At 69.6% G+C, this 17,233-nt stretch carries 16 protein-coding genes and 2 tRNA genes; 7 read left to right on the plus strand and 11 right to left on the minus strand.

The features are described from left to right. The first annotated feature begins 165 nt into the window (after positions 1-165). From hisN to FPZ41_RS35425, 4 genes are all read left to right on the plus strand, one after another. Entirely contained in the window at positions 166-966 is an 801-nt protein-coding gene (gene hisN / locus FPZ41_RS35410; RefSeq protein WP_152867683.1) for a histidinol-phosphatase, read from the plus strand. Positions 967-1,096: 130 nt separating this feature from the next. Further along, positions 1,097-1,627 carry an META domain-containing protein gene (locus FPZ41_RS35415; protein WP_228023184.1) on the plus strand — a complete coding sequence of 177 codons (531 nt, stop codon included), beginning with the start codon at positions 1,097-1,099 and terminating at the stop codon, positions 1,625-1,627. 220 nt (positions 1,628-1,847) lie between these two features. Next, positions 1,848-2,240, plus strand: coding sequence for a CBS domain-containing protein (locus tag FPZ41_RS35420; protein ID WP_131568923.1), 393 nt, complete (start codon positions 1,848-1,850; stop codon positions 2,238-2,240). A 300-nt stretch (positions 2,241-2,540) separates the two neighbouring features. After that, entirely contained in the window at positions 2,541-2,957 is a 417-nt protein-coding gene (locus FPZ41_RS35425) for a Fur family transcriptional regulator (protein ID WP_152867684.1), read from the plus strand. A gap of 174 nt (positions 2,958-3,131) precedes the next feature. On the opposite strand, the gene FPZ41_RS35430 is transcribed toward FPZ41_RS35425, so the two are convergent. The 4 genes from FPZ41_RS35430 to FPZ41_RS35445 form a co-directional block, all read right to left on the minus strand. Next, positions 3,132-3,205 (minus strand) — tRNA-Met (locus FPZ41_RS35430). Positions 3,206-3,304: 99 nt separating this feature from the next. Then, entirely contained in the window at positions 3,305-5,221 is a 1,917-nt protein-coding gene (locus tag FPZ41_RS35435) for a tetratricopeptide repeat protein (protein WP_194236323.1), read from the minus strand. Positions 5,222-5,516: 295 nt separating this feature from the next. Beyond that, a tRNA-Met gene (locus FPZ41_RS35440) sits at positions 5,517-5,590 on the minus strand. A 44-nt stretch (positions 5,591-5,634) separates the two neighbouring features. Further along, complete coding sequence (locus FPZ41_RS35445; RefSeq protein WP_152867692.1) at positions 5,635-8,595, minus strand: UPF0182 family membrane protein; 2,961 nt, start codon at positions 8,593-8,595, stop codon at positions 5,635-5,637. A 174-nt stretch (positions 8,596-8,769) separates the two neighbouring features. Here FPZ41_RS35445 and FPZ41_RS35450 point away from each other — a divergent pair, with 174 nt between their 5' ends. Then, the gene (locus tag FPZ41_RS35450) at positions 8,770-9,315 is read left to right on the plus strand and encodes a PPA1309 family protein (RefSeq protein ID WP_152867686.1); all 546 of its coding nucleotides are present in this window, start codon (positions 8,770-8,772) and stop codon (positions 9,313-9,315) included. A gap of 138 nt (positions 9,316-9,453) precedes the next feature. On the opposite strand, the gene FPZ41_RS35455 is transcribed toward FPZ41_RS35450, so the two are convergent. The 4 genes from FPZ41_RS35455 to FPZ41_RS35465 form a co-directional block, all read right to left on the minus strand. Then, complete coding sequence (locus FPZ41_RS35455) at positions 9,454-10,551, minus strand: YlbL family protein (protein ID WP_152867687.1); 1,098 nt, start codon at positions 10,549-10,551, stop codon at positions 9,454-9,456. A gap of 69 nt (positions 10,552-10,620) precedes the next feature. Beyond that, on the minus strand, positions 10,621-10,785 hold the full coding sequence (locus FPZ41_RS47470) for a hypothetical protein (protein WP_194236324.1): 165 nt from the start codon (positions 10,783-10,785) through the stop codon (positions 10,621-10,623). A 180-nt stretch (positions 10,786-10,965) separates the two neighbouring features. Then, complete coding sequence (locus FPZ41_RS35460; RefSeq protein WP_152867688.1) at positions 10,966-11,427, minus strand: molybdenum cofactor biosynthesis protein MoaE; 462 nt, start codon at positions 11,425-11,427, stop codon at positions 10,966-10,968. Positions 11,428-11,480: 53 nt separating this feature from the next. Further along, positions 11,481-12,593, minus strand: a complete 1,113-nt coding sequence (locus FPZ41_RS35465; protein WP_322621128.1) for an SDR family oxidoreductase — start codon at positions 12,591-12,593, stop codon at positions 11,481-11,483. A 193-nt stretch (positions 12,594-12,786) separates the two neighbouring features. On the opposite strand from FPZ41_RS35465, the gene FPZ41_RS35470 reads away from it, so the two are divergent. Beyond that, positions 12,787-14,217 (plus strand): zinc-dependent metalloprotease, encoded by a 1,431-nt coding sequence (locus FPZ41_RS35470; RefSeq protein WP_322621129.1) that lies wholly within the window; start codon positions 12,787-12,789, stop codon positions 14,215-14,217. Beyond that, on the plus strand, positions 14,214-14,735 hold the full coding sequence (locus FPZ41_RS35475; protein ID WP_322621130.1) for an NUDIX hydrolase: 522 nt from the start codon (positions 14,214-14,216) through the stop codon (positions 14,733-14,735). The genes FPZ41_RS35470 and FPZ41_RS35475 overlap by 4 nt, the downstream gene beginning before the upstream one ends. Positions 14,736-14,859: 124 nt before the next feature. Here FPZ41_RS35475 and FPZ41_RS35480 read toward each other — a convergent pair whose 3' ends face one another. The 3 genes from FPZ41_RS35480 to FPZ41_RS35490 all read right to left on the minus strand — a co-directional run. Further along, positions 14,860-15,615: an AIM24 family protein gene (locus FPZ41_RS35480; protein ID WP_152867691.1), complete on the minus strand. Its 756-nt coding sequence runs from the start codon at positions 15,613-15,615 to the stop codon at positions 14,860-14,862. A 16-nt stretch (positions 15,616-15,631) separates the two neighbouring features. Further along, complete coding sequence (locus FPZ41_RS35485) at positions 15,632-16,312, minus strand: AIM24 family protein (RefSeq protein ID WP_131568942.1); 681 nt, start codon at positions 16,310-16,312, stop codon at positions 15,632-15,634. A gap of 11 nt (positions 16,313-16,323) precedes the next feature. Continuing rightward, positions 16,324-17,233 (minus strand): AIM24 family protein (locus FPZ41_RS35490; RefSeq protein WP_194236325.1); only part of this gene is annotated, 910 nt, incomplete at its 5' end.

Consider the following 17,233-nt stretch of genomic DNA (forward strand, 5'->3'; position numbering starts at 1 on the left):
CTCCCACCGATGCCACCGATCCCACCGATCCCACCCCTCCCAGTGATTCCACCCACCCCGCTCCACGCCCGCTCGGGGCCCGCTCTGCGCCCCTCACGCGGAGGTCCCGTAGTGATCCCCGAGGCTGTGTGGCCTGATCCTCGACCGGCCGGATACGGTTCGCTCATGCCCGACTATCTCGATGACCTGCGGCTCGCCCATGTCCTCGCGGACGCGGCCGACGCCGCGACCATGGACCGGTTCAAGGCGCTCGACCTCAAGGTCGAGACGAAGCCGGACATGACTCCGGTGAGCGAGGCCGACAGGGCCGCCGAGGAGCTGATCCGCGGCCAGCTCCAGCGCGCCCGGCCGCGCGACGCGATCCTCGGCGAGGAGTACGGCATCGAGGGCACGGGCCCGCGCCGCTGGGTCGTCGACCCGATCGACGGCACCAAGAACTACGTCCGCGGAGTCCCGGTGTGGGCCACGCTGATCTCCTTGATGGAAGCGGGCGAGGGCGGCTACCAGCCGGTCGTCGGCGTCGTCTCCGCCCCCGCGCTCGGCCGCCGCTGGTGGGCGGCGAAGGGCCACGGCGCGTTCTCCGGCCGCAGCCTGGCCTCCGCCTCCCGCCTCCACGTCTCGCAGGTCGGCAGCCTGTCCGACGCCTCCTTCGCGTACTCCTCCCTGAGCGGCTGGGAGGAGCAGGGCCGGCTGGACGGCTTCCTGGACCTCACCCGCGAGGTGTGGCGCACGCGCGCGTACGGCGACTTCTGGCCGTACATGATGGTCGCCGAGGGGTCCGTGGACATCTGCGCCGAACCCGAGTTGTCCCTCTGGGACATGGCGGCCACCGCGATCGTCGTCACCGAGGCGGGCGGCACCTTCACGGGCCTCGACGGTCGCCCCGGCCCGCACAGCGGCAACGCGGCGGCGTCGAACGGGCTGCTCCACGACGAGTTGCTGGGGTATCTCAACCAGCAGTACTGAGGTAACTCGGGGCTTGACCTGGCGTTTCCCCTCGGTTTAGGCACCCTGAGCCGTCGCCTCCGCACGAGAGACGGGACAAAGGACTGGTAACCGCACCGAACCCACCACCCGCCTCGTACGTCGAAGAGTCATGAAGCGGACGACAAGAGTGAAGTACGCCGCCGCGGCTCTGGCCGGCACAGCGGTGCTGGCCGCCTGCGGCACCGGGTCCGGCAGCGGGAGCAGCTCGGTCCGAGACGGGAGCGCCACGGACATCGCCGACATCCGCTGGGTGCCGCAGAAGGTGACCGTGGACGGCAACGACTACGTCCTCCCCAAGGGCGACCAGTTCCGGGTCGACGAGGCCCATGTGACGTTCAAGCCCGGCGCCGCCGAGCCGGACGTCGCTGGAGGGGAGTCCGGCGGCACCGTGGGCTGCAACAGCTTCGGCGCCGACGTCGAGATCGACGGCGACACCGTGAAGGTCTCCGACCTCGTTTCGACGAAAATGGGCTGCCCCGGTCCGGTCCAGGAGTTCGAGGAACGGTTCATCAGCGTCTTCAGGGGCACGCTCAAGGCCGCGGTCGAGGAGCGCGACGGCACCAAGACCCTCAGGCTGACCAGTAGTAAGGGCGACAGCATCACCCTCGGCGAGGGGAACGAGGAGACGGCCCGCCCCTGACGGGCACCCGGTGGACGATCGACACCCTGACGTCACAGATCCAGTACTGAGTCGCACGGGGCACAAGTGATCCGCGAGTGATCCATGGGCGCCCCCAACTGGCCACGCGCGCCCTCTTGTTGACCCCCTCTTTACCTGGGAGCCTGGGAGCCCCCACTTGTGAATTTGTGAATCCCTGAATCAACCCTCACCGGGATTCTCTAGGAGGTGGCTGAACTCCATGCTCGTCCGCGACGCCATGACCACGGTGGTCCTCACCATCGGCCCCGACCACACCCTCCGCCAGGCCGCCGCCCTGATGTCCGCCCGCAGGATCGGCGCGGCCGTGGTGTTCGACCCGGACGCCGGCGGACTCGGCATCCTGACCGAGCGCGACATCCTCAACTCCGTCGGCCTGGGCGAAAGCCCGGACACCGAGCGGGCGCACGCCCACACCACCACCGACGTCGTGTTCGCCACGCCGTCCTGGACCCTGGAGGACGCCGCCCGAGCCATGACCCACGGCGGCTTCCGCCACCTCGTCGTCCTCGACGGCGACGAACCCGTCGGCATCGTCTCGGTCCGCGACATCATCCGCTGCTGGGCCCCGGCGCGGCAGCCCGCACCCGCCTGACCGGTAAAGAACGGCGCACGTCAACGGGCCGGAACTCCCATGGAGTTCCGGCCCGTCTCCTTCGACAAGCGGTCCAACCCCGGTCAGCCGCTCAGGGCCTGGACAGCGGCTTCCGGGCGCTTGCCGAAGTCTCCGTCAGCCTGACGGAAGCTGTGGATCACACTCTCCACGCCGCTCCACGGGCTCCGCTCGCAGCCCTGCACGCCACACCCGACTCTACAATAGACAATGTCTAAGTCAAGGGTAGTTCCAATTTCACACCCGTTCGGAATCTGGTCCTCATGCTGTTAGGCTGGTTTTATGAGTGACCTTCTGGAACGGCTGCGCGGACGCGGATGGCGCATGACCGCGCAGCGGCGCGTCGTGGCCGAGGTCCTCGACGGCGATCACGTCCACCTGACGGCCGACGAGGTGCACGCGCGGGCCGTGACCAAGCTGCCCGAGATCTCCCGGGCGACCGTCTACAACACTCTGGGTGAGCTGGTCTCCCTCGGCGAGGTGCTCGAGGTGACCACGGACAGGCGCGCCAAGCGATACGACCCGAACGCGCACCGTCCGCACCACCACCTGGTCTGCGCCCAGTGCGGCGCGATCCGCGACGTCCACCCGACGGGCAACCCCCTCGCCGACCTCCCCGACTCGGAGCGCTTCGGCTTCACAGTGTCGGACGTCGAGGTGACATACCGGGGCGTGTGCCCCAACTGCGCGGCAGCGTAGGAGCGCTCCTTACGCCTGAGCGGTCACTGCCAGCTGTCAGCCGGCAGTGACCGCTGTTACAACTGCCGCCACCGCCGACACCGCCGCCGACTATAAATCGACATATCGGCTCGCAGTCACTCGCACAACACTGAGGGGTCGGAACTCTTACGAGCTCCGACCCCTCAGGATCAGTAGCGGGGACAGGATTTGAACCTGCGACCTCTGGGTTATGAGCCCAGCGAGCTACCGAGCTGCTCCACCCCGCGTCGATGAATGGAACATTACGTCAGCAACGCGGGCCCGTGCAAATCCGTTCCGGAGGCAGGCACCAAGCCGAGGCTCCTGCCCTCCCCGGACCACACGCCCTACGCCGACAGCTCCTCCCGCAGCGCATCCCGCAGCCGCGCCGCCCGCTCCACAACCTCCGCCGGCCCGAGCGACACCGCACGATCAGCCCACCGCTGCCCTTCCGCCAGCTCACCCCGACGCGCGTAGACGAGGGCCAGCCTCAACGCCGCCCGCCCGTGCCCGGCGTCGGCCGCCCGGGTCCACCACAGCGCGGCCTCCGGCTCGCTCCCTTCCCGCGCCAGCAGCAGCCCGAGGTTGAAGGCCCCGTTCCGGGACCCGGCCTCCGCCGCCTCCCGGTACCAGCGCGCCGCCTCGACGACGTCACCACGTGCCGCCGCGAGCATGCCGACCCGCACCTGGGCCCGCCGGTGCCCCTGGGACGCGGCGCGCTCGTACCACTCCTCGCACTCACCCTTCTCGCGCGCGGGCTCACCCAGCTCGTGCGCGGGCGCGGGCGGGCGCCGGGCGTCCAGTACGGCGGCGAGCCGGTACGCGGCCTCGGCGCTGCCACCGCCCGCCGCCTGCCGCAGATGCCGCTCGGCCGCCCGCTCGTCGCCCTCGCGAAGCCGCGCGATGGCGACCTGGAGCGCGGCCTCGGTGTGCCCGGCGGCGGCCGCCCGCTCGTACCAGACCAGCGCGTCCGCGGCATCCTTTTCGGCGCCCCGCCCGGCGTACAGGATGCCGAGGTTGAAGGCGGCGTCCACGCTGCCCGCCTCCGCCGCCTTGGAGAACCATGGCTCGGCCCCGGCGGCGTCCCCGACCTGCAGCAACAGGATCGCGAGCGCGTTCGCGGCCTCGCGGTGCCCGGCGTACGCGGCCCGCCGGTACCACTGCTCGGCCTGCGCGGTCCGCCCCTGCTCGGCGCAGAGCAGCCCGAGGTTGTACGCGCCGTTCACGTCGCCGGCGTCCATCGCGGCCCGGTACCACCGCTCGGCCGTCTGCGTCTCCCCGCGCTCGGCGTGCAGCGCGCCCAGTGCGTTCGCCGCGTTGCCGTCGCCGTCCTGGGCGGCCCGCAGCCACCACACGGCAGCGCTCTCGGTGTCCCCCGCGTCCCGCAGCAGGAACCCGAGCGCACACGCGGCCCGCGCCTCGCCGTCCTTCGCCGAGGTCAGGTACCAGCGCCCGGCCTCCTTGAGCTCCCCGCGCCGCTCCAGGATCGCCCCGAGGTGCAGCGCGGCTCTCCGGTGCCCGCGCGCTGCGGCCTGCCGGTACCACTGCTCCGCCTCCTCGGCGGCGGACCCCGCGACACCGTTGTCAGCGCCCGTCTGCCCCACGCGTACGACCTTGTCGTCGTCACGCATGGCTGAACGGCCGTCTCGCGCGGCCCGGGGGTCCTCCCGTACGGCCAGGGGCCCCTCGGCCATCGCCTGCCGGTCCAGCGCCCGGGCCAGCCGGTACGCGGCCTCCCGGTGCCCGCGCTCGGCGGCGGCCCGCATCCACTGCTCGGCCCCGGGGTCGCCTCGGTGCTCCAGCAGGTCGGCGAGCGCGTACGCGCCCAGGGTGTGCGCCTGCTCGGCGGACTGCCGCAGCCAGTACTCGGCGGCCGGCTCGTCGCCGCGCTCACGGTGATACCGCCCGAGCGCGTGTGCGGCGGCCGCGGAACCGGCGACGGCTGCGATCCGCCACCAGCCGGCGGCCTCGTCGGGGTACCCGCGCTGGTGCAGAAGGACACCCAGGTTGTTGGCGGCGGCGCGGTCGCCCGCGGCGGTGGCGGCGCGCAACTGCGGCTCGGCTCCGTCGAGATCACCGCGGCGCAGCAGCATGGCCCCGAGGACACTCATCGCCTCGACGTCGCCGGCCTCGGCCGCGAGCCGCTGACGCACCTCCTCCACGGCCTCACCGGTTTCGTCCCGGTCCGTCGATTGCGGAAATTCCGCAGGCTGCGCAAACCGCCCGTTCTCCAACAGAGTTGCCTTGTCCCCCATAACGTCCATCGTCGCACCACCTGCAACCTGGGTACACCTGGTATACCGCAGTCAGTGAGGTCACTTCAGCGTTTTGTCGACATGCCCACAGAGAGACAAGTCAAACACAGTTTTCTCAACTCGCTCCGTATGACGCGGCACTTCGCGCGATTCGTCGCCTCACCACTCAGGACGCACCCGAACCACTCCCCGGCTCCCGTCCTGGTGACCGAATGTTCAGGGGTGCTCGTCGCCTGGATTCGACAGGTGGCTGCGCACACGTCGAAGGCCCGGATCCTTGGAGGATCCGGGCCTTCGACTTCAGTAGCGGGGACAGGATTTGAACCTGCGACCTCTGGGTTATGAGCCCAGCGAGCTACCGAGCTGCTCCACCCCGCGCCGTTGCTCGGCAACCGTATCACGGCGCGGGACGGAGTCCTGAATCAGCTGCTTCCCGAACTCCCGTCGCCGTTCTTGCCGCTGTCCTGCTCGTTGTTCTGCTCGTTGTTCTTTCCGGCGCCGCTCGCCGAGTCGGCCTTGGACTGTGCCTCGTCTGCCTTCCTCAGCGCGTCCTCAAGGTCCTTCTGGGCCCGTCCGTACGCGTCCCAGTCGCTCTTCTTGAGGGCTTCCTGGCCCTCGTCGAAGGCCTTCTGGGCGTCGGTCAGGGCTTCCTGGACCGTCGGGTTGTCCGACGTGGGCGGCTTGGTGGTGTCGCCGCTCTCGTCCGGTGGCTGGGTGGTTGTGCCCTCCGCCCCGAACACCTTGTTGAGCGCCTCGTCGAGGGTGTCCTCGAAGGCGGTGGCGCCTCCGTAGGTCACCAGCACCTTCTTCAACAGCGGGTACTTGAGGTCGCCACCGCGCACATAGACGGGCTCCACGTACAACAGCCCGCCGTCCAGCGGCACGGTCAGCAGGTTGCCGTACTCGACCTCCGAGTCACCGCCTCTCAGCAGCCGGATCGACTCGGCGATGGACGGTTCGGAGTTGAACTGGCTCTGCACCCGTTTGGGACCGTCGACCGTCTTGCCGGTCGGCAGTTTCAGAATGGTGATCTTGCCGTAGTCCTTGGCGCCGGCCTCGGCGTTGACGGACATGAACGCGCTCAGGTTGTCCCGGCCGTTCGGCGTGAACGTCGTCGTCAGCGAGAACGCCTGGGCGTTCTGCTCCGGCAGCTTCATGCTCAGGTAGTACGGCGGCACGGCGTCCCCGGACCGGTTGGTCGGGTCGTCCGGCACCTGCCACACCTCACTGCCGCTGAGGAACGTGTCCGCGTCCTTCACGTGGTAGCGGGACAGCAGCTCACGCTGGACCTTGAAGAGGTCCTGCGGGTACCGCAGATGGTCCATGAGCGACGGCGAGATGTCGGACTTCGGCTTCACCGTGTTCGGGAACGCCTTCATCCAGGTCTTCAGGACCGGATCCTGCGTGTCCCACTGGTAGAGCTTGACCTCGCCGGAGTACGCGTCGACGGTCGCCTTCACCGAGTTGCGGATGTAGTTGACCTGGTTCTGCTGGGCCACCACCGCGCGCTGGTTGTCGGCAGCGGTCAGCGAGTCGGCCGTCGTGTCCCCGAGGGTCGTACGGGAGGCGTACGGGTAGCCGTTCGTCGTCGTGTAGGCGTCGACGATCCACTCGATCTTGCCGTTGACGACAGCCGGGTAGGCATCGCCGTCGATCGTCAGCCAGGGGGCGACGGCCTCGACGCGCTCCTTGGGCGTGCGGTTGTACAGGATCCGCGAACCCTCGCCTATGGCACCGGAGTAGAGGATCTGCGGCTCACTGAACGCCACCGCGTACGCGGCCCGGTTGACCGGGTTGGAGAGGTTGACCCCGCTCTTGCCCTTGTAGCTGGTGGTCTTCTCACCGCTGTCGTCGGAGTAGTCGATCTCCTTCTGGGGACCGCCGACGATCGAGTACTGGCTGGTCTTCTCGCCGTAGTAGATCCGCTGCTCGTACGCGCCGAGATCGCCCCCGTTGGAGTTCTTGGAGGGCAGGTCGGACGCGGTGAAGACCGGGCGTCCGTCCTCGTCGGCGGCGGTTCCCTTGGCAGCGACCACACCGAACCCGTGGGTGTAACGGAAGTGGTCGTTGATCCAGTTGTTCTTCGGGATGCCGCCCAGGTTCAGCTCGCGCAGGCCGATGACCGTGTCCTGGACGTTGCCGTCCTTGTCCTTGTAGCGGTCGACGTCCAGATTCGCCGGAAATGCGTAGTAGTTCCGGATCTGTTGGAGCTGCTGGTACGTGGGCGAGACGATGTTCGGGTCGAGCAGACGGATGCTCGCCGTCTTGTCGACGTCGTCGCGCAGCTTCGTCACATCGTCGGTGTTGCGCTCGCCCGAGTACTCGTCCACCTTGGCGCCATCGATGCCGTACGCCTTGCGCGTGGCTTCCAGGTTCTTTTCGACGTACGGCGCTTCCTTGGCCTGCTCGTTCGGCTGGACCTGGAACTTCTGGACGATCGCCGGGTACAGCCCGCCGATGAGGATCGCCGAGAGCACCATCAGGCCGAAGCCGATGACGGGCAGCTGCCAGGTGCGCCGCCACAGCGTGGCGAAGAACAGCAGCGCGCAGATGACGGCGATGCAGAACAGGATCGTCTTCGCGGGCAGGTAGGCGTTCGCGTCGACGTACCTCAGACCCGTCCAGTTGCCCGTCGCCTTGAAGTCACTGGACTTCACCGCGAGCCCGTACCGGTCGAGCCAGTACGCGACTGCCTTCAGGGCGACGAAGATGCCGAGCAGCACCGAAAGGTGCCCGGTGGCCGCGGCCGTGGCCCGCGCGCCCGGAGAGGTGATCCTCAAACCGCCGTACAGGTAGTGCGTGAGCGCCGCGGCGATCAGCGAGAGGATCGTGGCGGCGAAGCCGAAGCCGACCAGGAAGCGGTACCAGGGCAGGTCGAAGGCGTAGAAGGCGACGTCCAGGCCGAACTGGGGGTCCTTCTGCCCGAAGGGGACGCCGTTCACCCACATCAGCCACGTGCGCCACTGGCCCGAGGCGGAGGCGCCCGCGATCAGGCCCACCAGGGACGTGAGCGCGAGGAGCAGCCACTTCTTGTAGGGCGCGATGCCCATGCGGTACCGGTCGAGGCTCTGTTGCTCCATCGACATGGCGCTCAGCGGCGGGCGCAGCCGGTGGGCCAGCCAGACGTTGAAACCGACCGCGGCCGCCATCAGCAGACCGAAGACGAAGAAGAGTCCGATCTTGGTCCACAGGGCGGTCGTGAAGACCGACGAGTACTTCACGGACCGGTACCAGAGCCAGTCCGTCCAGAACCCCGCGAACATGACGAACGCCATGAGCAGTACGGCCAGAACGCCCAGTGTCATGAGCAGGGTCCGGACACGCCGGGACGGTCGGCCCACTCTGATCCGTGGCCCGGTCGGGCCTCCGCCGCGGTCCGGCATCTGGAAAGCCAAGGTTCGCACCTCGAAGTCGCTGTTGATCCGTCAGGCCCCCGGGAAACGCGGACCATCTTTCAGGCCCCGTGATCGTCGAGATCGTAGGGGCCTCACCTATGCAACTTACTCACGCTTTACTCGGTTCCCGGTTCGGGTAACGAACGAGGCAGGATTGTGACCATGTCCAACACACCTCCCATGACGGCGAGCCCCCTCACCCGGGCCGTCCTTGAGATCGACGAGTACGCCTCAGGCCTCGGCTGGGACCAGCCCGCCCGCCTCTTCGCCCTGGTCGACACCGCACGACTGCGGGCCGAACAACCCTCGCTCGCGGACCGGCTGGGCCTGCGTGACGAGTCCGACAGCTCGGGTCTCACACCGATCGAGCAGGACGAGATCCCCGCGGGCAAACCGCTGGACGAGTTCCTGGGCACGATCGCCTGGCCCGACGCCGTGGCCGGCTGCGCCCTCACCGTGGAGCGACTGATGCTGCCGCCGTCCGCTGAGGCGTCCGTCCCGGACGGTCTCGACGAGGCCCGTCTCGCCAAGTGGGTCGCTGAGCACCCTGACCGCCAGGAAGTCCGTATGACGGTCGCGGTCCTGCGGGACGGGGCGCGTGAGTCGGCGCTGCGGCTGCGCGAGAAGGACACGGCGACCGAGGTGCTGACCGGGTCGGACCTGGTGCCGGGCCTGGCCGAGGCACTGACGGCGACGTTCGCGGACTGACATCCCGACGTTCGCGGACTGACGTCCCGGTGTACGTGGCTGGGGCGCCCGTGTGTGGCTCGGGCGCCCGGCAGGAAGCGGGTCACCCCGGGCGCTTGGCCCCCGGTGCCGTCGATGACGTGCGGGCGGGCGGCGCCGTCAGCCCTTGGTGGTGCACTGCGGCAGGTCGGCGGTGTCGCCGGAGCGGATGTCCTTGAGGGCGCCGAGCGCGTCGTCAATGGTGTCGACCTTGACGAGGGTGAGTCCCCCGGGGGTGTCCCTGGCGGCGGTGGCGCAGTTGTCCTTGGGCGTCAGGAAGTACTTGGCGCCCTTGTCGCGCGCGGCGACGGTCTTCATCTCGATGCCGCCGATGGGCCCGACCTTGCCCGTGTCGTCGATGGTGCCGGTGCCGGCCACGAACGTGCCGCCGGTGAGGGAGCCCGGGGTCAGCTTGTCGTAGATGCCGAGGGCGAACATCAGGCCGGCGCTGGGCCCGCCGACGTCGGCGAGCTTGATGTCGATGGTGAACGGGAACGTGTGGTCCGTCCCGGCCGAGATCCCGACGATCGCGCGGTCCTCGCCGCCGTCTTCGGACTTCGTGGTGGTGATCGTGACGGTCTGCTGCTCGGTCGCCGTCCTGTTCTCCTTCTCGGCGGCGGCCTGCGCCTTGGCCGGGACGATCGTGAAGCTGACCTTCTCGCCGGGCTTGTGCTTGGTGACAAGCTTCGCGACGTCCTCGGGCGCCTTGATGGCCGTACCGTCGACGGACTTGATCACATCGCCCGCGTGCAGCCGACCCTCGGCCGGCGAGTCCTTGAGGACGGTGGAGACGATCACCCAGGACTTCACGGGGACGTCCAGCGCCTTCAGGGCCGCGACCTTGGCGCTCTCCTGGGACTGGCTGAACTCCTCCGCGTTCTCCTGGGTCGACTGCTCCTCGGTCTGGCCGTCCGGGTAGAGCGTGTCGTGCGGCACCACCTTGTTGTCGTGCGCCAGCCACCCGTACACGGCCTCGACGAGGTTCATCCTGTAGTCGGCGCTGGTGACCCGGACCGTGGTCATGTTGAGGTGCCCGGACGTCGGGTAGGTCTTACGTCCCTCGATGTGCAGCACCGGCTCGCCGTCGTGGTCCCCGAGCGTGTTCACCGTCGGCCCCGGCGACATCTCCGAGTACGGCACGGGAATGAACACTCCCGCGCACAGGAGCGCGATCAGCATCAGGGTAGAGGCGAGCATCGTCGCGGTGCGGCGTGGCATGGAACGACAGTACGGGACGGGTCTGTCAGGGCACTGTCGGGGCCGTCCGTCCGGGGCCACTCCGGGATCTCAGCTGCGCGAGCGAGATCTCTCCATGGCCTCGCGGAAACGCGTGTAGCCCGCGAGCTCGGTGCCGTCCTCGACGGTCTTGCGGCTACGGCTCGCCCAACCGCCCCATACCCCGGCACCGACAGCGGCGAAAAGCGGAATCAACAACCAGGCGAGCGCCGCCATGCCGACCTCCCAACCCCATGAGCGACCGCAACTGACTGATCAGCAGATTAACCATCTGCTCCGTCAACGCTCACGCCAGGGGTGGGGTTACGCAACCGGAGACAGCGCGACGGGCCTGGTCGGGCCGGACGGTGCGAACGCCGCTTCCGGCAGACGCCCGCCCACCGCTGACCGGCAGCGCTAGCAGGCGCCCACCCATTCCTCCGTACCGTCGGAGAATTTCTGGTGCTTCCAGATGGGAACCTCGTGCTTGAGGTCGTCGATCAGCTTGCGACAGGCCTCGAACGCCTCACCGCGGTGCGGGCAGGACACAGCCACGACGACAGCCAGGTCCCCGACCCTGAGATCCCCCACCCGGTGGACGGCGGCAAGGGCCCGGACCGGGAAATCGGCGACGACCTTCTCGGCGATCCTCCGCATCTCGGCCTCGGCGCTGGGATGGCACGAGTACCCCAGCTCGTCCACGTCGGCGCCCCCGTCGTGGTTCCGCACAGTGCCCACGAACAGCGCCGTCCCACCTGCCGCTTCGTCCCCGACGGCTCGGAACACCTCGTCCACGGACAGCGGGGTCTCCCGTATGCCGATCAGCTTGATCGGTTGCTGCGCCGCCTGCTCACCGGGGTGATCGTTGTTGGGTGCCATGCGCTCCATCGTGCCCCACACCACTGACAACCCGGAACAGACGCTCCTCGCGATCAGCCCCTCCGCCGAGCCTTCCGGGCCCGTCGTACCAGCGCGGCCGTACCCAGCAGCGCGACCGTCGCGCCCGCGGCACCCGCCGCCGTCGCGTCCTTGCGGCCCAGCCGGCGCCCGGCCACGGTATGCCGCCCGGAGACCTCCTCCAGGAGTTCGGCGAGGACCTCCTCGTTGGTCCACTGGGGCCGCCAGCCGGCGTCGTGGAGGCGGCTGCCGCTGACCACCCAGGGGTACATCGTGTATGCCAGGTCACCGGCCGGGGACGGGGTGAGCCCGATGCGGTGCAGCCGCGCCGCCGCGCCCAGCGCCACCGCGGACGGCAGCTCCATCCGGCGGATCCCGCTGAGCTCCTCGACCTCCTCCTGCTCCAGCCACCCGTCGCACCCGACGGCCAGCTCGCCCTCGGCCTTCTCCAGGACGGCGTACTCCAGAGCACTGCACAGGTCCTCGACGTGGCAGAACTGCCAGGCGGGTCGCGACCCGGCCACCACGAGCAGCCGGGGCGACTCGAAGTACCTGGTCAGCGCCGTGTCGGTGCCTCCGACGAGCACTGCGGGGCGCACGACGGTGACATTGAGGCCCGGATGGGCGCGCGGCGCCCGGCGCGCGAGCCGCTCGATCTCCAGCAGGTCCCCGACCCCGGTCGCCTCGGCAGTCGCCCGCAACTCGGCGTCCTCGGAGAGCGGCAGCTCGTTGTCCGGCAGCGCCCCGTACACCATCGCTGACGTGCACAGGACGACCCGGTGGACACCGGCCGCGGCTGCCGCCGTCAGCACCGTCTGCGTCCCCCGGACGTTGTAGGCGGTCCGTGCCGCCGTGTCGGTGCCCAGGTCCAGGTCGACCGCGAGGTGGACGACGGCGTCGGCCCCGCGCAGCTTGTCCGCGATCGCGGGGTCCCGAACGTCCAGGATGTGCCACTGGGCCGCCTCGCACTCACCGCGCCGCTCGTCGATGGCGATGACCTGCTTGATCTCGTCGGATGCGACGAGCCGCTCGGTGAGCAGCGCGCCGATACCGGACGCGGCTCCGGTGACCGCGACGACTGGCCCGCGCACGGCCGGGCTGGTTGAGTGGTTTCGCGTTGCGCGAACCTGCGGATCTGGGGAACTCACCGGGCGTCTCCAGCGGTTGTCTTCAGTACGCAAGCGTGTGACGCGCACGTACCAGGTGGCATCCATCCTGCCGCAGCCCAGCAGTCGGCGAAGCATCGAGGCCCGAACCGGCCCGTGGTGTCTACGCTGGGTGGTGTTGTCGGGCAGCCGTGCCGTCGGAGAGAACCGGCGGCCTTACCAGCCGAGGAATCCCGTGAGTGACACCCCATTCGGATTCGGCCTTCCGCCGGAGGAGCCGGAGAACGGCGACGAGGGCAAGAAGAAGGACCAGCAGAGCGGTGGTGGTCAGGGACCGGGCAACCCGTTCGGTTTCGGGCTGCCCGGTGCCGGAGGACCTGGCGCCGACAATCCGCTTGCCGCGATGTTCGGTTCCATGAACCCCACCGACCTGGGCGCCGCCTTCCAGCAGCTGGGCCAGATGCTCTCGTACGAGGGCGGCCCCGTGAACTGGGACATGGCCAAGCAGATCGCCCGCCAGACGGTCTCCCAGGGCACCGCCGGCGGCGTGAAGGACTCCAGCGTGGGCCCCGCCGAGCGCTCCGCGGTCGAGGAGGCCGTGCGCCTGGCCGACCTGTGGCTGGACGACGCGACGTCCCTGCCGTCGGGCGCCGGCTCCGCCCTGGCGTGGAGCCGCGCGGAGTGGGTCGAGGCGACCCTGCCGGTGTGGCAGGAGCTCGTCGACCCCGTCGCCGAGCGTGTCGGCGCTGCCATGGGCGATGTCCTGCCCGAGGAGATGCAGGCCATGGCGGGCCCGCTCATCGGCATGATGCGCTCCATGGGCGGCGCCATGTTCGGTACGCAGATCGGGCAGGCTGTCGGCGTGCTCGCGGGCGAGGTCGTCGGCTCCACCGACATCGGCCTGCCGCTCGGGCCGTCCGGCCGGGCCGCGCTGCTGCCGGTGAACGTGGAGGCGTTCGGCAAGGACCTGGGCGTGCCGAGGGACGAGGTGCGCCTCTACCTGGCCCTGCGCGAGGCCGCCCACCAGCGCCTCTTCGCGCACGTGCCGTGGCTGCGCTCGCACCTGTTCGGCGCGGTCGAGGGCTACGCGCGCGGGATCAAGGTCGACACCGCCAAGCTGGAGGACGTGGTCGGCCAGTTCGACCCGCAGAACCCGGAGGAGATCCAGCAGGCACTCCAGCAGGGCATGTTCCAGCCCGAGGACACCCCGGAGCAGAAGGCGGCCCTGGCCCGGCTGGAGACCGCTCTGGCCCTCGTCGAGGGCTGGGTGGACGCGGTCGTCCACGCCGCCGCGAAGCCTCGTCTGTCGTCCGCGGACGCGCTCCGTGAGACGCTGCGCCGTCGCCGCGCCACGGGCGGCCCGGCCGAGCAGACGTTCGCCACGCTGATCGGTCTGGAGCTGCGCCCGCGCCGGCTGCGCGACGCCTCCCGTCTGTGGGCCTCGCTCACGGACGCGCACGGTGTCGACGGCCGGGACGCCCTGTGGGCCCACCCGGACATGCTCCCCACCGCGTCCGACCTGGACGACCCGGACGGCTTCGTGCACCGCGAGCAGCTGGACTTCTCCGAGCTGGACAAGATGCTCGGCGAGGCGGCGGACGGCGGTTCCTCCGAGCAGCCGAACCTGAAGAAGGACCAGGACGGCAAGGACGACGGCACCGAGTGAGCCTCTACGACGACGCGGTCCTCGTTCTGAAGGGGTACGAGGGCCAGGAGGAGCTGCGCCAGTCGTATCTCGACCATCTGGGGACGCACCCGGACGGCATGTGGAAGTCGTGCCACGCGGGGCACGTGACCGCGAGTGCGCTCGTGGTCGATCCCGAGGAGGGCCGGGTTCTCCTCACGCTCCACAAGAAGCTGCGGATGTGGCTCCAGATGGGCGGCCACTGCGAGCCCGAGGACGCCACGCTGGCGGCCGCTGCCCTGCGCGAGGCCTCGGAGGAGTCGGGCGTGGCGGGCCTGACGCTGCTCCCGGGCGGGCCGGTGCGTCTCGACCGGCATCCGATCCCGCCGCCGTGCCACTGCCACTTCGACGTCCAGTACGCGGTCGTGGCACCCGCGGGTGCGGTGCAGGAGATCAGCGACGAGTCGCTCGACCTGCGCTGGTTCGCCTACGACGAGGTGAAGGACGTGGCGGACGACTCGGTCGTACGGCTGCTGGACGCGACGCGGGCCCGGCTCTGAGCCAGTTCTGAAGCGGGCCGGGCTCTGAACCAGTAAGGAGTGGCCCAAGTAACCCAAGTAAGGGGTGACCACCTGGGCGGGCACCCCTTACCGACTGCTCGCGTTACCGGCTGCTCGCGCGAGCTCAGCTCCAGACGTTGCCCTGGTTCTGTCCCCGCGCACCCTGCTGGCCCATGCCGTACTGGGCGGCCAGGCCCGAGCCGATCTGGGCGTTCTGCGGCGGGAGCAGCTCGCTGGGCTGGACGAGGATGAAGCCCTGGCCCATGAAGCTGAGCTCCCAGCCCTCGCCCGTGTTGCCACGGCGCCGCCACACTCCGGAGGAGTGCGTCTGGGCCTGCATCTGGACGCGCAGCGATGTGGACCAGGCCACGATGGCGTCGGCGTCGCAGTTGACGTACTTGTCCGATGTGACCTGCATCATCAAGGGCATGCCCGAGGTCATCAGGGCGACCTGGCCGCGGCCCGAGATGTTGAGCTGGTACTTCCCGGAGCCGGAGATGCCGTAGAGGCTGTCCACGGCGATCACCTCGTGATGCAGCGAGGAGTCCATGGCCAGGACGTAGCTGCTGTCGACGGTGAGGCCGTCGTGATCGACGTCCATCATGTGCACGTGCTGGGCGAGGTTGGCGAAGTAGACCGTCCCCTGCCCGTGGCAGCGCATGAGGTCGAGGCCCTCGCCGGTGTGCGCCCGGGAACGCCGCTGGTTGTTGTTCTGGTACTCGGCGTCGAACTCGACCAGCCCCTGGTAGGCGACCATCGTGCCCTTGCGCGCGAGGACGTCCTCGTGGCCGTCCAGGGCGACACGCAGCATCTGCTTGTTCTGCAGGCTCCAGCGCTCCTGGGTCTGCTGCTCGTTGTAGCCGAAAATCGGGCTCTGCATGGTGTGTCGTTCCCCCTCAGCCCCGGACTCGGAGGCGGTCGGTGCTGTCCTCGCTGGGCTGGACGACGACGATGCCCTCCCCCGAGAACGCCATCTGGTACGCCTCGCCGCTGCCGCGTCCGATCAGCGACTGCGCCTTGAAGCTGCGCTTGCCCTTCACCTTGAGGTTCGGGGACCAGGCGACGAGTGCGTCCGGGTCGACGTACGTCTCGTTCTCACCCCCGCCGCAGTCGACGACGATCGGCTTGCCCCGGGAGGTCAGCGCGACCCAGCCCTGTCCGGAGATCCTCGTGTTCCACAGGCCCTGTCCCGCGAACTTGGCGAGTCCCTTGACCCGCTCGACGCCCCAGGTGAGGTGCGCGTCGAAGGCGAGCAGGTTCGTGGCGTTGACGGAGATCCCGTCCCCGTCGAGGTTGATCACGACGACGTTCGCCCCGTAGTCGGCGAGGTACAGCAGACCGTCACCGGAGCACTTCATCAGGGGCGCGCCCTCGCCGGTGACCCAGTCCTTCGCGATCTGACGTACGGCGGGCGGGTTGGGCTCGTACTGGACGAACCCTTCGTAGGCGACCATCGAGCCCACGCGCGCGAGGAGGTCGTTTCCGGTCTGCATGGCGACCTTGAGCATGTGGTCGCCGTGGTTCTCCATGCGAGCGGTCACTGGAGCGGGTGCGAAGCCCGCGAGCGGCTGGTTCATGACGGGCCCCCTCAGACCTCGTACGGCTGGACGACGATGAAATTGCCGGGCGCGCCGCGGAACTGGAGGTTCACGCTCTCGCCGGTGTCCCCGGCATAGGCGTTCCGGCGCATCCGCACCTGGCTGGAGACGACCACCTGGGCGGCCGCGGACCAGGCGACCACGGCGTTGCAGTCGGCGAACGTGGTCGGCGTCACGGGCAGGACGACGGGAGCGCCGTGCGTCTTGACGACGATCGTGCCGGTGCCCTGGAACTGCATCGTGTAGAGCGCGCCTCCGGGGATGCCGTGCCCCTCGATCCTGCGCACCTCGTAGTGGAGGGTCTCGTCGAAGGCGAGGACGTTCTCCGCGGACACGCAGATCGCGTCACCCTGGAGCTCGATGGGGTGCAGCATCGTGGCCTCCTCGGCGAGGAACACCTGTCCCTTGCCGGAACAGCGCATCAGCTGCATCTCCTGACCCGTCGCGTTGCCCACGATCCGGCCCGCGAAGCCCGCGCCCTTGTAGCTGAAGTCGACCTTGCCCTGGTAGAGCACCATGCTGCCCTGACGGGCGAGCACGGGCTGGTCGCCGCCGATACCGAGGTCGACCCGGACGAGCTTCTTGTTCTGCTGGGTCCACCGCTGCCCGGTGGGCGCCTCCTTGAACTTCTGGAGCGCGGCGGTCACACCGGCACCGCCCTGCGGTGCGCCCTGGGGAACGCCGTACTGCGCCGGGGCCCCGGGGGCACCGGGCTGGCCCGGGATCTGGCCGTATGGCGGCTGCTGACCGTAGCCGGGGGGCGCAGCCGGGGGCTGCTGGCCGTAGCCCGGAGGCGGTGCGGGTGCCTGAGGGGCCTGGGGGGCGTGAGGCTGGGCGTAGCCGGGCGGCAGCGGCGCACTCGGGGCGGCGGGCTGCTGGCCGTAGCCGGGTGGGCCGGGC

Source organism: Streptomyces acidicola, from assembly GCF_009377235.1.
GTDB classification, from domain to species: domain Bacteria; phylum Actinomycetota; class Actinomycetes; order Streptomycetales; family Streptomycetaceae; genus Streptomyces; species Streptomyces acidicola.